The sequence below is a fragment of the Parapedobacter deserti genome (genome assembly GCF_042646065.1).
Lineage (GTDB): Bacteria > Bacteroidota > Bacteroidia > Sphingobacteriales > Sphingobacteriaceae > Parapedobacter > Parapedobacter deserti.
In genome coordinates, this window is sequence record NZ_JBHRTA010000003.1 from 152,215 (window position 1) to 168,441 (window position 16,227).

Here is a 16,227-nt window from a genome sequence, read left to right on the forward strand (position 1 = left end):
AGAGAAGAAACCGAAATATGGAATATTCCGGTTTCATAGACCCTAAGCAAGGTAACGCCAATCACTTCACTACGGGTCGTCGCGCATTTTAAATCTGAATTATTACTAAAATAACACATTCAAAGGTAGGAAGCCTGCGTGAGTTTACCTAACTCAGACCCACGTATTGCTATGCCATTGAAAACAATTTATTAAGATGAAAAAAGCAGGAAACGTTTTTTCCTGTCTGCTAGCCATTGTATTTGTAATGAATGTGCTATTAGCACATGGACAGCTGGCGAACCAGACGAAAATCGATGTCGATTTCAAGGACATACCACTTAAAGAAGCACTAGACCAAATACAAAGAAAGACCAATTTCAATTTCATATACAGTGAAGAGATGGTGGTCGCTCACCGGGTGACGTTATCAGCCAAAGACATGGCTGTGGCTGATATTCTCGAAAACATGCTTAGCTTGGCCGGCCTTTCCTTCGTCCAGAGAGAAACCAAACTGATCATTACCAAAAAGGCCGTTGATGCCCAAACTGTGACGAAGCCGACGTCGGTGCCAATGATGGGGATGACATCAACCCAGGTCGCAAGAATCAAGGGGAAGGTGCTCGATAGGGGTGATGTGCCGATACCGGGGGTGACTGTGGTGTTCAAAGAGAATCGAGCTACCGCGACACAGACCGATATTAACGGCGATTACATAATTGTGGTTCCCACAAATGCTTCTACATTGGTCTTCAGCTCAATAGGTTATGTTCCGAAGGAGATCAAACCGGGTTCGGCAACGGAGATCAATGTAATGCTCGAACAAGATGACAACACGTTGGAGTCTGTCGTAGTAACGGGAGTCTTCACACGCCGGGCGGAAAGCTTTACCGGTTCGGCGGCGACATTCAACGCTGAGGATTTGCGTACGGTAGGAAATCAGAATGTTATTCAAAGCTTGAAGATGCTTGATCCAAGTTTTGTGCAGATTGAGAATGTTGAACTGGGCTCTAATCCCAATGTGCTGCCTGACCTGCAGGTTAGGGGCGCTAACAGCCTGCCTGACATCCGGGGTGAATACGCGGGCAGCCCCAATATGCCGCTTTTTATCTTGGATGGTTTTGAAAGCGACCTTCAGAAAATTTATGATTTGGATATCAACCGGGTAGCTTCTGTAACGATCCTCAAAGACGCGCCTGCAAAAGCCATCTATGGGTCCCGGGCGGCCAATGGTGTGATTGTCGTGGAAACCAAACGGCCTGAAATGGGTAAATTGCGGCTGAGCTATACGGGCGATTTCAACATCACCGCGCCGGACCTGACGTCATATCAGCTGGCTGGCGCGGCTGAAAAATTGCAAGTGGAACTCAATGCGGGGAGGTACTCCTCATCCTACTACTACAACGATCAGCTCTTGAAGGAAGAATATAACCGGTTGTATACAGAAGTGGCTCGCGGCGTGAATACCGATTGGCTTGCGCAGCCCGTCAAGACGGCGGCTGGGCATAAACATACACTCATGTTGGAAGGCGGCGATCCACACCTTCGCTATGGCGCTGATTTTACGTTCAATGAAATCGCCGGTGTCATGAAGGAGTCGGGCCGCCGCACGGTTTCAGGCAATGTTTACCTTTCTTACCGTGTGGACAATTTTTTGTTCCGCAACAACCTGATGGTAACCGGAAACCATGCAAACGATTCACCGTATGGTTCGTTTTCTGCGTATTCGCGGCTGAACCCGTATTGGACACCATATGAAGAAAACGGCTCGCTCAAAAAAGTGGTGGGGCAGTTTTCTTCCGGAGCCGGCACGCCAATTAATTATTTTAACCCGTTATACGATGCGAACTTAGGTACTAAGAACTTTTCGAATTATACCGATATCATGAACAATTTCCAGGCGGAGTGGTCCATAATGGATAATTTGAAAGTCATCGGCCGGTTCGGTTATACGCATACCACAAACAAGCGCGAGGATTTTTATCCTGCCAACCATACCCGCTTTGCGGAATACGCTGCGGAGGATTTTTTCCGGCGGGGGCAATACAGCATCACCAATGGCACGGCTACCTCGATCAAATCGGACATAACGTTGAATTACTCAAAACTGCTCGGCAAGCACTTAGTCTTTTTGAACGCCGGCTGGAACCTGTATGAAACAAAAAGTGAAAACCATGGTATGCAGGCGGAAGGGTTTCTAAACGACCGGGTAGACAACATCAATTTTGCCCGCCAGTATATGCAGGACGGCCGGCCAACAGGGACTGATGCCTTGACAAGAGAAACGGGCTTATTGTCTGCCCTCAACTATTCGTTTGATGAACGTTACCTGGTCGACCTTACTTTCCGGAGACAGGGTTCCAGCGTGTTCGGTCTGGATAATCGGTGGGGCAACTTCTGGTCTGCCGGGATAGGCTGGAACTTGCACCGGGAGGTGTTCTTAAACAATCAAAGTTGGCTAGATCAATTCCGCTTGCGGGCGTCTACCGGTTATACCGGCAGCCAGAATTTCAATCCCTACCAAGCGATGGCAACCTATAACTATTTTACCGATGTATACTACGACAACATTGTAGGAGCACGACTAATGGGGTTGGCCAATGATGAACTGAAATGGCAGCAGACACAAGACTACAACTTCGGCGCAGATGTTCACCTGTGGCAACGTTTCACTTTGCGGTTTGACTATTACATCTCCACGACAAACAACCTGTTAACCGACCTGCCGTTGCCGGGTTCGGTTGGGTTCAATACAATCAAGGAAAATCTTGGGGAAGTAAGAAACACGGGGGTCGACGCCGTAATGAGCCTCCGGGTGTTTCATGCCCCATCGACCAATAGTTTCTTGAATTTTTTCTTGAACGTTGGGGCAAACCGAAATAGACTGATGAAAATTTCTGATGCGCTGAATAGCCTGAACGATGAATTGGAAGAGGAGCGGGGCGAATCAACCCGGCCATTCGTCCGATACCGCGAGGGAGAGTCTACCTCGGCATTGTGGGCGGTGCCTTCGCAGGGGATCGACCCAATCACAGGGAGTGAAATCTTTCGCACCGCAAATGGCGAATTGACGTATGTATGGAATCCGAATGATCAAGTTGTAGTTGGGGATACCAATCCTAAACTGCGGGGGAGTTTTGGCATCAATGCGCAACATAGGGGGTGGGGATTTAACTGCGGATTTATCTATCGGATCGGCGGGCAATATTACAATCAAACCCTCGTAGATCGCGTGGAGAACGTAGACATCCAGTACAACGTGGATCGCCGCGTATTTACGGACACTTGGACGGCACCTGGTGATGAAGTGCTTTATAAGCGTATTTCGGCCGTTCCGACGCGCACAAATCCAACGTCAAGGTTTGTCCAAGACCTGTATGAGCTTCAGCTGGGCTCGGTCAACGTTTCGTACGATTTTATGAACACGTCTTTCTTGGAGCGCACCGGCATGCAACGCTTGCGTGTGACGGCATTCTCGAATGATATAGCTCGGCTGTCGAACATAAGAGCGGAACGCGGGCTTGATTTTCCGTTTGCACGTACCTTCTCCCTGTCAGTACAGGCTACCTTTTAAGTTGTTAAATAAAATGAAATAAAGATGAAAGCATATATCAACACGATATTTCTTACGTTGCTGGCAGCATCCCTGTCGTCTTGCAACGATTGGCTGGATGTCGAACCTAAATCCCAGGTGAGGGACCTGGACCTGTTTGCGACAGAAACCGGGTTCAAGGAGGCGCTAGCTGGTGTATATAGTACCTTGACCACCGAATCGCTGTATGGCCGGGAGATGACATTCGGATTGATGGGTGTGATCGGCTACGAGTGGGACTTCCAATCGATCACATACGATCCGGACCGGATGTTTGACTACGAGAGCAGCTTGACGTCACTGAACCGAATCGACGCGATCTGGAATGGCATCTACAACGCCATTGCCAACAACAACAAGTTGCTGGAAGAGATTGACGACAAGCGCGAAATCTTCAGCGTAGATAATTATGAAGTGATCAAAGGAGAGGCTCTCGCCTTACGCGCATTCCTGCATTTTGATGTGCTCCGGGTTTTCGGGGCAAGCCATGAAGAGAATCCAGACAAAAAGGCAATTCCCTATTTTACGGCTTCTGGTAAGGAAGTTGCATCGCAATTGACTGTAAACGAGGTGCTCGATCTGGTGCTCGCCGATTTGGATGAAGCAGCCGAACTGTTGAAGCGAGACCCGCTGGTTACTGGGCGGACGGTGACCTCCATTGATGACAACGGCTACCTCATGAACCGGCAGGTGCACTTGAACTACTATGCAGTAAAAGGCCTGCTGGCCCGTGTTTACTTATACAAGAAAGATTACCACCGGGCGCTGGCCAATGCGATGGAGGTGATTCAATCCAATAAATTTCCATGGGTACAGCAGGCGAACCTTGTGAGCCAAAATGTTGACCTGACTTTCTCTACTGAGCATCTGTTTGCGTTGCATGTTGTACGGCTCAATACCATCTATCAGAATAGCTTTACCGCCACTGGTGGTAACAACGTGTTTTACATTGGTCAAGACACGCGGCTGGCTTACTATGATAATGCCGTGGAAGATTTCAGGTATCTATATTGGTTTACAGCCTCCAATGCAGGTGATCAATACCTAAAGAAATACCAACAGTTGGATTCGGATACATGGCCGGTCGAATACCGTAACAAAATCCCGTTGATTAAACTGGCAGAAATGTATTTTATCGCAGCCGAAGCATTGCGGGATACCGATATGGAAGCAGCCGGGGAAATGATCAACACGGTACGGCAACACCGGGGGCTGGCCGCGATTCCGGTGGACGCCACCAATTTTGACCTCGTGCTGGCACAGGAGTTCCGGAAAGAACTGATCGGCGAAGGCCAATGGTTTTTTTTCCAGAAGCGGAAAAACACACCTAGAATACCGCGCGCGGCTAATTATGATATCATTGCGCTGAAAGGCTATAAACTGCCTATCCCAGTAAGTGAATTCAATAATGCACCAGGACGAGTTGATAATAGATAGGAGGATCTCATGATGAACAAAATAACTTGCATTTTTTTGTGTGCCGTAGTGCTTTTTAGTTGCGAAAAGGAGATAGACGCACGGTACGAGCCATCCTTCAGCGCGTTGAATATCTGGCTAGGGTCCAATGTGCAAAAGCCGGACAGCATGGTTTATAACTTTGCCTTTAGGCCTGTGCAGGAAGCGGATACGATCAGCTTTTCGGTGCGTCTGATGGGCCTTCCGGCCAACCACGACCGAGAATTTAAACTGATCGCCATCAGTGGTGATACTGCACGGATCAAGCAGGGGGTCCACTATGAGTTTCCGACATATATCTTGCCTGCGCATGCTTATGAAGGCGTGTATTCGATTTTTATCAAACGGACGGACACATTTAGCGGACAACCGGGGAGAATTGTTTTTGGATTGATGGAAGACGGGGTGTTCAGGCGGGGTATCCAAGAGCGATCGGACATCGCCATAGTGCTCATGGATCAGTTTGCCAAGCCGGCGCACTGGGACATTGACCCTGCACCGTACCAGCCCCTTATGCGATTTTTCGGCGCTTACAGCGATGTTAAATTCCAGTTCATCACCACTGCGATCGGACGGGCACCAACTTTTAAGGTCCGTTATAGTGGTACGCCAATCCCGCCGGATGAGGTAAGCTACACGCAAGCGCAATATTGGCAAAATCGATGCAGAACTCAGCTTCTGCAGTACAATGCCAACAACCCCGAAGCACCTCTCAGGGACGAACATGGCGAAATCGTTACTTTCCCGTAATTGGATAAAAATGAGTTTTATTCATTAAAATATTGATGACCATGAATATAAATCGAATACTAATTGCTTTTTTAGCGCTTATCGCCGCAACCAGTACGGTTTCTTGCCATAAGGACAGGGGGAACTATGACCACCTGACCCTGGCGCCGATGGAGATTGATGTGGAAGGGGTGCCGCAATCATATACCCTCCTTCGGTTCGATACCCTAACTATCCGCCCAAAAGTACGCTATGGGGGTGTTACCGTCGACCCTGCTGACGCCAAACTCCCTCAGCTTGAGTTTTCGTGGGAAATGTATCCGGCGCAGATCGACCGGGAAATCATTGAGAGGCATACCCTATCTGACTCCATCGCGCTCCATGCCGAGATGAATCAACGGGAGCTCACTTGGGAAGTGCTGTTTACCGTCACCGACAAGGAGACCGGTGTCAAGGCATTCTCCAAATTCAATGTTGCGATCACGCCTGCGCTGGCAGAGGGCTGGATGGTGCTGTACGAGCGCAACGGCGCGACCGACGTCGGGATTATCAGCAATAATGACATTTCCAAAACACAGGTGGCCGAACGGGTGTTCATGGATGTCTATTCCGCCTCAAATGGTGCCCCCTTGCGAGGTACACCTGGTTCCATCATTTATTCCACCGCCAACATGCCAGGAAGAATGAAGCTCTATGTGCAAAGTAGCGAAGACATTGCCTCGATAAACCTGAACACGTTTGAACGCGTCGCTTCTTTTGACGATGGACTGTTCTGGACCAGACCGGCAGTGGCCGCACCTGCATTGGTGACCGCGACTCCGAGCCGGAAGGAGTTCTTGATCAATGATAACCGACTACATGTACTGGATTACACCGTAATCGCACCGGGCGACCGAGCATTTAACGATGCCCTGGGGGGCAGTTATGGAATGCTGGCGCCGTGGATTGCCACAGCGACATCGCCGGCTTTTGAAGCGATCTTGTATGACCAAACCAACCAGCGGTTTATGAAAGTGATGCAGCGGGGCTCTGAAGTGGTTCCGATTTCGACAGTCCAAAGCGAGGGCACGCCTTTTGATGTGAATGAGGTAGGAATGGAGCTTATCTTCGCGGACTTGGGATGGAACAATTGGGAACATATGGTCATGAGGGATACTTACGGCGGCCACTACCTGCTGACGGCTAACTTCATGGAAGGAGAGACTGCTTTCATTGGCAAGGGCAAATACGACATGAATACCTGTCCGGATATTGGTAACATCAACGCTATTGCTGCCGGATACTTCGGCGAAGTGTTTTATTACAGTGCGAATGCCAGCCTATATCAATTCCGTTATACACCGGGCGCCACCGAGATGCTGTGGACCGCCCCTGAGGGCCAAACCATTACCGATATTGCGCTGCAAAAATATTACAATACCAATCGGGCTGCCGGTGTGCTCTTTGATCCAAAAAATCTTTGCAGGATCCTCTACATTGCCACCTATAATGAAGCTACCAGAACCGGGACCGTATATCAAATGGAGGTCAACCCGTCGAGTGGTGCTATTATTGCCGGTACGGAGAAGTCATACAGCGGCTTTGGCAAAATAAAGGCCATGGGCTGGAAACCTTTCTTATAAGATCAGTACATAAGTTTATTAAATAAGATCATAACATAAATAAAGTAACATGACGCGAAAAATCGCAATTGCTTGGGCCGTGGCCTGTACGCTAACTGTGGCAAAGGCCCAGCAGTTTACCATCAGCGGTCACCTTGACGGCCAAGAGAATGAACAAATCATTGTAAAAGGCCCCAATGGGGATGTTTCCGTACAGGCTATAAACGGTTCGTTTACGCTAAGCGGACCGGCGAGCGAAGAGCCGTTTGTAACGACGCTCACAACATCTGTGGACCGTAATCTGTATTTGGGCGGAGGCAAAACTGGCATGTATATGCCCGCGCAGCCGCTTGAAATTGTATTGACACCCAACGCTTCCCTCACTATCAAGGGTAGTACCCGGAATCTCCATCTGGCGTCGGTGACTGGTGATGAACTGAATGAAAGCTTCACCGCGTTTCGGAAAGCCGAAGAAAAAGACGTACTGGAAATGGATCAATTGCGACAGCGGATGGTTGAGCTCCGGATTATGGGACTGAAAGAAGAACAGGAGGCCACCATGAAACGCATGGTTGAGCTACATCAAGCTATTTCCGCATCCCGTAAGCGCTATATCAATGAGAATCCCGGCGCATTTGCCAGCGTATATTACCTGTCGCGCAACGCCCGTGAATATCAGCCGGAAGAATTGGAAGCCGCCTATAACAAATTGGCGGACACTTATAAAAATACCAGATACGGAAGGGGACTTGTGCAGCGCATTGCAGCAGCCAAGTCTCTTCATGTAGGTGGTGTATCGCCTGATTTTACGAAGCCTGATGTAAATGGCAAGCTTGTAAGTCTAAGCCAATTCCGGGGAAAATATGTGCTGCTCGACTTCTGGGGCAGCTGGTGCGGGCCTTGCCGGGCCGCTAATCCGCACCTTAAGTCGCTCTATGAAAAATATCAGGCCGATGGATTGGAGATTCTCGGCGTCGCCAGCGAGAAGGTAAACAGCCAGGAACAGGCTGAGAAGGTTTGGAAAGCTGCCATTGAAGCCGATGGGCTAACATGGACCAATGTGCTGAACAACGAAGTAGACATGAAGCAGGATGTTACCCAGCTGTATCAAATCGAAGGCTATCCTACGCAGATCTTGCTGGATAGGGAAGGAAAAATTATCGCGCGTTGGCTAGGATCTGGGGCTCAGCAATTGGATGACCAACTTAAAGACATTTTTAATCATTAACTAATGAAGACGAAGATCTTAAGTTTGCTTCTCGCATGTACGGTAGCGGGCAGCCTAACCTTATATGCACAGCGCAAACAAAGTGACCACCAACAAATGGTGATCGAGGGCCACGTAGCTTTCCTCAATCCGCCGGTGCTGGAAAAATACAATCAGGTATGGCTCTACCAGGGGTCCGGTAAAGCACGCAAGCTTATCGATTCAGCGCAGGTAAACGCCGACGGGAGCTTCCGCCTGCATGCAAGTGCTGTAAGTCCATGTCTCTATCAACTTGACATTCTGAAATGGCAGACCGCGACCTTCTGGTCTGATTGCGACGTGTATATTGATGCCAGGGGGTATGACACAGCACGTGTCAAGACCAAAAACTCAGGGTTTGTAGACGTGAAAAGTACCTCAGCCTCGACAAGATTGATCAACACGGCGCTGTATAATCAATATTTGGCAGCCCAGGAAATCAGCGTATTGGCAGACGAGGTATTTGCAGCCCGCCGAAACGCTGGAAAGGACTCGACCTGGCTCCACTATGTACAGCGCCATGGGTTGGTGAAAAAGAAGGAGGAATTTGAGAGGCTCCGACTAAAGAAAATGATCGCGGAACACATCGCCGACCCTGCATCGGTATACTTGCTCAGCTTGCTGCCAACAGATGCAGAGAACGAATTTTTTTCAACGATGATTGGGGTGTTGGCCACCGAATATCCCGACCTCGCTGAAGTGCAGCAATTGCGAAAGGAGTATGCCGATCAATCGGCTATCAGAAACGCATTGAAACCAGGCAGTAAAGCCCCGGCTTTTACCTACAACGATCCACAGGGGAATCCCGTTGCCCTAGATTCCTTTAGTGGGAAGTATGTGCTTATCGACTTCTGGGCCAGTTGGTGCGGCCCTTGCCGAAAAGCCATTCCGGCAATCAGCGAGCTTTATGATGCTTACAAAAATAACGGGTTTGACGTGCTAAGTGTGTCTATCGATACGGACGAGCAAGCGTGGCGTAGGGCCATGGCTGAGGAGGGCATGCCTTGGCCGCAGGTCCTCAGCGTTGACAAGGAAGAGACCATGCGCAATTTCATGATCATTGGCATACCTACACTGTATCTAATCGATCCGGAAGGCCGAATCATAGAGAAGTATACGGGATACAGCACAAAGATCAACTCACGGCTGTCTGAAATTTTTGGCAACGGCGCTTAGCTGGTAGACACATCTTGTGCATCCGCCTTATCCCCGCAAATGCTACAGCCAAATCGCGGATAACCCAAAGCCTTCGCAGTGTAAGCGAAGGCTTTTTTGTGGAAAATCCTTATGTTTGCCTGTATTCATGTGCAGGGCGGATGTTCAAAGAATCGATAGCAATCACAGTTTCCTTATTACTCCTTTTACTCAGTGCATCACGCGCCCAGGAAATACAACGTATTGGCTCGCCGTTAGTACAGCAGTACACAAAATCGGAGTATAAAGCCGGAAACCAGAACTGGGCGGTTGCCACCGGTAAACACGGCATCATGTACGTTGCCAATACTGACGGCATGCTGGTCTTTGACGGGCAGCACTGGACGCTGCATCACCTGCCGAATAAACGTACAGTACGGAGCGTGACCGTTGACAGCACGGGAAGGATCTATACTGGTGGGTTGGCCGAGTTCGGATATTGGGAGACGTCGGACCATGGGCACCTACAGTATCATTCGGTAAGTAGGCTGCTGGATGGCGGGCAGGCCGTAAAGGACGAGGTCTGGAAAATCGTCATTGATGGCGACCGGGTGCTTTTCCAGTCGTTTTCTACAATATATATCTACGAAAACAACAGCGTGCGCATTGTAAAGGGTGGCGGTGAGCCTTTTCTTTTCCTGCATCAGGTGCAGGGGCGGCTGTTTGTCGAACTGCTGCCGTCTGGTCTTCGCGAGCTGGTGGGAGACGAGCTGGTTCGGTTGCGGGACACCGAGGAGCTAAACGGTGCTAACATACTGACCATGCTGCCGTTCGAAAACGACGACGTGCTCATCGGCACCTCCAAGTCGGGTTTGTTTATCATGGATACCGCCGGTATAGTACGAAAGTGGCAGAACACAGCTGACGGATTGCTACGGGCAGCCCAGCTTAACAATGGTCTAAAACTGGGGGGCGGCCATTACGCGTTCGGTACGATACTTCAAGGCGTGGTAATCATTGATGAGCAGGGTGACATCGTACAACATGTGCATAAAGGCAACGGCTTGCAGAACAACACCGTGTTGTCAATCCATTCCGATCATCAGCAGAACATTTGGGCGGGGCTGGACAATGGTGTGGACCGTATCGAAATTAATGCGCCGTTGTATTATTATGCGGATAACAGCGGAAGCATCGGCACGGTTTACGCTGCCCGCATTTTCGATGGAAATATTTATCTGGGTACCAACCAAGGCCTGTTTTACAGTCCATGGCCTATGGGCAAAGGCTACCAACCGTTTGCATTTACACTGGTGGAAGGCTCACAGGGGCAAGTTTGGGACCTCACCGTGGTGGATGGCGAGCTGCTGTGCGGCCACAATGACGGAACCTATAAAGTATCAGGAAGCAAGCTATGGAAGTTGTCAACTGTCACTGGGGGGTGGGCGCTTAAGCGGGTGCCTAATCAAGCTCATATCCTACTACAAGGTACCTATACGGGACTGGCCGTCTTCAACAGAAAAGGAGCGGGGTGGCAGTTTTCGCATCGCGTCGGCGGATTCAATGAACCGGCGCAGTTTATTGAACCCGTATCGCTGACCGACATCTGGACAAGCGGCTACAAAGGATTGCGGCGATTGGCGTTAGATAGTACGCTCAGGCGGGCACAGGAGGTGCGAGTCTATGATTCCGCAAGTGGTTTGCCATCGAGCACGTTTATCAATGTTTTTGGGCTGGGTGGAAGCCCGATATTTGCTACCGACAGTGGATTTTACCGTCATGAAGACATCACCGACCGGTTTTACCCATACGAGCAGCTGAACGAACAATTGGGGTCCTTTGCTTTTTCAAACAAAATAGTTCATGCAGGCGGCAGTCGCTATTGGTTCATCAACCGCTCCCGGATTTCGCTGGTTTCTTTCGGACCACAGGGCGTGGTAACGATCGACTCCACGCAGTTTGCCGCCCTCAATGGACGGATGATGAAATTTTATGAGCACATCAGCCAAGTTGAAGACGATGTATACCTAATCAGCATGGATGATGGGTTTGCGATCTACCAAGCTGCTGATCAGACAATGGGTAAGTACCAGTTGCCCGCTCCGCTGATCCGTGCAGTCAACAACATCACTGACAGCCTTTCCGGCATACGGTATGGGCCGGGCGGTGCACTCACGATTCCTTATAAAAACAACAACATCCGCATCGAATACGCTGCACCATGGTACAGTGCCATACCATTGCGCTATCAGTTCTTTCTCATCGGCCATTCACGCACTTGGTCTGAGTGGAATGAGGCTGCACAGCGAGAATTTACCAACCTACGGCATGGCAATTATATTTTCCGGGTACGGGCCATGGCACCGGATGGCACGGTATCTGCCATTACGGACTTCAAGTTTACGGTATTGCCACCCTGGTATCTTTCATGGGTTGCCTTGGTGGTCTATGGGATAGCGTTCGTACTTCTTTTCTTTGCTGGGCGTAGCTGGTACAGGCATAAAATCCATAAACACCAAAGGCTTGTGCAGGAAAACATGATCAGACAGCAGCAAGAATTGTTGAGAAAGGAAGCCGAGGAGAATGAACAGCGGCTGGTTATACTGGAAAATGAGCGGCTGGAACAGGAGCTGGCCAGCAAGAACCGGGAGCTGGCCAACTCAGCCATGAGCATCGTGTATAAAAATGAGTTGCTCAACAACGTACATGAAGAGCTGCTACAGCTTCGGGACAGCGATGGGCGTAAGCTCTCCAATGATCAGCTTCGCAAAATCAAAACCATCATTGAGGACGCCCGCAGTGATGAGCGCGACTGGAACATCTTTGAAGAAAGCTTCAATGAAGCCCACGAGAACTTTTTCAAGAAGTTGAAGGCCGACTACCCAGAGCTGGTTCCGAATGATCTCAAGCTGTGCGCCTACTTGCGAATGAACATGAACAGTAAAGAGATTGCCTCGCTGCTGAACATCACCACGCGCGGCGTGGAGATACGCCGGTACCGTCTGCGCAAAAAGCTCGGTTTGCCACACAATAAAAACCTGACTGAGTTTCTGCTGGAGCTGTGATACCATTTCACCCGTTATTCACTACATCATTACCTCTCATAGCAGACTGTGTATTCGATACACTATCTCGACAATTTTGCTGTAGTGTCACTGGTTTGATACTAACTGGCTCACAGTGGTATGAGCTGTAATCGAGAAGGGGATCGAGCAGTGCTTGGTCAGTAGATGTAGCAATGTATAGGTAGGTAATTCACCTTTCAACTAATTACATCACAAATTTGCGAAACATATGAGCAACCCATGGGTTTTCATATAACAATGGTTGTGGTGATGGTGTCAGCAGACATGCCGGCATCTAATTAACACATAAAGAATACGCAAAACCAATTAAATTAAGTGACATGAGACATGTATTTACCAGCTGTTTTTTATGGCTATTTCTGCTTTGCAGCGCGACCGCGTATGCTCAGGGTGAGCGAGTGATCGGAACGGTAACCGATGCATTAACGTCAAACGGTATACCAGGCGTTACCGTGATGGTGAAGGGCGCATCCACAGCTACCCAAACCGATGCGACAGGTAACTATTCGATTGTAGCTTCAGGCACGGATACCTTGGTGTTCCGCTCGCTTGGATTCGCTACACAAGAAATAGCCGTTGCTAATCGTACCACGATAGATGTGGTGATGGAAGACCAAGGTACCGAACTGGATGAGGTAGTCGTCGTGGGGTATGGGACACAGCGTGAGAGAGACTTGACAACGGCCATCTCCCGGGTGCGATCTGAAGAGATTACCCGAACACCCAATGCCCAGCCCATGCAGGCACTGCAAGGCCGGGTAGCGGGTGTGCAAATTGTCAGCAGCGGTGCGCCTGGGGCCACGCCTACTGTACGGCTGCGCGGTATAGGGTCTTTTGAAGGTGGTGCCGCGCCTTTGTATGTAGTAGACGGTATGTTTTTTGACGATATTGACTTTCTCAATCCAAACGACATCGAGACCATATCCGTGTTAAAGGATGCATCGGCTGCCGCCATTTATGGTGTCCGCGCCGCAAACGGTGTGATATTGGTCGAGACGAAATCGGGAAGTTATAACCGCCCGGGAGAAATTGTGTACGACGGCTATTACGGCGTGCAGAACCCGCAAAACGTCCTCCAACTGGCCAATGCGGAGCAGTTTGTTCAATATGTGCATGAGCTCGGCGAAGGTGCGGCAGACCGTACCTTTATACAAAACGCGATCGCGCGTTTTGGCGCCAATCCGTCAAATCCCAATGTGCCCAATGTAAACACTGACTGGTACCGGGAAATCATGAGCCCTGCACCTATCCAGAACCATAGCCTCTCGTTCAATGGCGGGGGCGAAAGCGTTCGATACTCCATCGGTGGCAACTACTTCGCTCAGGAAGGCTTGCTTAATGAAGCGCGGAATTCGTATAACCGATTTAATTTCCGCTCGAAGGTAGATGCTAAAGTTAAAGACTGGTTGACCGTGGGTGGCAATATCAATATCAGTGCTGCGCGTCAATACATTGGTGACGATGCCGCGTGGTTCCGCGCTTATTTTGCCGTTCCGATTTTGCCCCCTTATGATGATCAAAACACACAGGCTACGCCATATCAGCTGGGGAATGCCCAATTGCTCGGATACCGAGGAAGTCAAAATCCACTGTATCCGCTGCTATACGTAGATAACCGCAATAACATCGGCAAAGTCCTTGGCAACTTTTATGCGGATATTAATCTTATTCCAGACCAATTGTCTTTTCGTACGGCGTATAACTATAGTCTGGAAAATGTCAATGCCAGACGGGTAGACTTTGAATATAACGACGGGCGGACGCTGTCTCAATCTGCGCTTAGGCGGGAACATGGCTCTGGGTTCGACCAGGTGTGGGATAACTACCTCACTTATACGAATGATTTCAATAAGCACAATTTCAATGTGGTGGTGGGTCAATCCTACCGAAGTGAGTTTAACGAATTCTTGTTCGCGCGGGGAACGCGACTCAATCCGGCTCCGGCATGGGAAACCGAGCAGTTTTGGTACCTGTCAAATGCTACGGATTATGACCTGAACAATATAGGCGATACGGGTGGTAGGACCATCAACGCGCGTCTGCATTTCCTTTCCTTTTTCGGACGGGTTGCTTATAACTATGATAGCCGCTACTTATTATACGGTACGTTCCGGCGGGATGGTAACAACAAGTTCCAGAAGAAGTGGGGTAACTTCGCGACCATAGGGGCCGGCTGGGTGCTTAGTGAAGAAAACTTTTTCGACGTCAATGGCGTTGACTTCTTAAAGTTCAGGGCGTCATGGGGCCAGTTGGGCAACGATGCGATCCGTCCGGCGGTAGGTAGGCCTACGTTCGTTGAAAACAACCTCGCCATCGACGACGCCCGCTTTGTTGGGCGCCGGCTTACCCCAACATTCGACCTGATCGAAGAGTGGGAGACCACTGTGGAAACGAACTTTGGTCTGAATGCCCGTTTTCTCAACAACCGTTTGTCGTTGGATGCCGACTACTTCATCAGAGACACACGCAACCTTGCTGTAAATATCATTCAGCCGGCGTTTAACAATGCGCAACGCCGTAGTGTTGGCGAAATACGAAATCAAGGCCTGGAGGTAAACCTCAATTGGGAAGACCGTATTTCTGAAGATTTTTCATACAACATCGGAGGGAATGTTGCGACACTCAAAAATTCGGTGCTCGGATTGGGGGGTCCCAATGGCCTGAATGCTGGAAGTAGTGAATTCCGCCAGCGCTCGATCATCGGCCATCCCTATCAGGCATTTTTTGGGTACGATGTGGTGGGCGTGTTCCAGGAAGGTCGTTTTGATGACGACAATCTATCTAGTATGGTGCAAGCGAGCGGCTATACACCGGAATTCATTAGAGAAAATCAATTGCAGGCCGGTGATTTTATCTACCGGGATCTCAACGGTGACGGCGTCATCAACGACGAGGATCGAATGGTCTTGGGGTCTTTCCTGCCGACATTCACCTGGGGAGCCAACCTTGGATTCCGGTATAAGAAGTTGGAATTCGCAGCATTGTTCCAAGGCCAGCATGGACATAGCATCATGAATAGGAAGCGGGGTGAGCTGATTTTCACCAACGATACCAACCTGGATGCTGATTTGGTAACCAACCTATGGCGGGGGCCCGGTACCTCAAACCGTTATCCATCGGCTTCAGGGTTACGACGGGGATGGAACCAAAACATGAGTAACTATCTTGTCGAAGACGGCTCTTACTTCCGCATACAGAATGTACGCCTTTCCTACACCTTTTTCGGACAGGAAACCTGGGGCGTGATGTTGCCGGAAACCCGGGTTACCCTCACCGCAGAACGTCCGCTGACGGTGTTCAATTATAACGGTTTTAACCCGGAGGTTCCGAATGGGATTGATCGGCAGACCTATCCCATACCGGCGATTTACACGATAGGACTAAATATCAAACTTTAAATTATAT

The 16,227-nt window shown here is 49.6% G+C and carries 8 protein-coding genes; all 8 read left to right on the plus strand.

Annotation, left to right across the window (positions count from 1 at the left end):
- The first annotated feature begins 196 nt into the window (after positions 1-196).
- Positions 197-3,553 (plus strand): SusC/RagA family TonB-linked outer membrane protein, encoded by a 3,357-nt coding sequence (locus tag ACFOET_RS00675; RefSeq protein WP_379018506.1) that lies wholly within the window; start codon positions 197-199, stop codon positions 3,551-3,553.
- A gap of 24 nt (positions 3,554-3,577) precedes the next feature.
- Complete coding sequence (locus ACFOET_RS00680) at positions 3,578-5,008, plus strand: RagB/SusD family nutrient uptake outer membrane protein (protein ID WP_379018508.1); 1,431 nt, start codon at positions 3,578-3,580, stop codon at positions 5,006-5,008.
- A 9-nt stretch (positions 5,009-5,017) separates the two neighbouring features.
- Entirely contained in the window at positions 5,018-5,776 is a 759-nt protein-coding gene (locus ACFOET_RS00685) for a DUF4843 domain-containing protein (RefSeq protein ID WP_379018510.1), read from the plus strand.
- Positions 5,777-5,817: 41 nt separating this feature from the next.
- Positions 5,818-7,377: a PKD-like family lipoprotein gene (locus ACFOET_RS00690; RefSeq protein WP_379018512.1), complete on the plus strand. Its 1,560-nt coding sequence runs from the start codon at positions 5,818-5,820 to the stop codon at positions 7,375-7,377.
- Positions 7,378-7,426: 49 nt separating this feature from the next.
- On the plus strand, positions 7,427-8,584 hold the full coding sequence (locus ACFOET_RS00695; protein WP_379018514.1) for a redoxin domain-containing protein: 1,158 nt from the start codon (positions 7,427-7,429) through the stop codon (positions 8,582-8,584).
- Positions 8,585-8,587: 3 nt separating this feature from the next.
- Positions 8,588-9,778, plus strand: coding sequence for a TlpA family protein disulfide reductase (locus ACFOET_RS00700; protein ID WP_379018516.1), 1,191 nt, complete (start codon positions 8,588-8,590; stop codon positions 9,776-9,778).
- 98 nt (positions 9,779-9,876) lie between these two features.
- Positions 9,877-12,801, plus strand: a complete 2,925-nt coding sequence (locus ACFOET_RS00705; RefSeq protein ID WP_379018518.1) for a helix-turn-helix and ligand-binding sensor domain-containing protein — start codon at positions 9,877-9,879, stop codon at positions 12,799-12,801.
- 341 nt (positions 12,802-13,142) lie between these two features.
- Positions 13,143-16,220: a SusC/RagA family TonB-linked outer membrane protein gene (locus tag ACFOET_RS00710; RefSeq protein ID WP_379018520.1), complete on the plus strand. Its 3,078-nt coding sequence runs from the start codon at positions 13,143-13,145 to the stop codon at positions 16,218-16,220.
- The last annotated feature ends 7 nt before the right edge of the window (positions 16,221-16,227 follow it).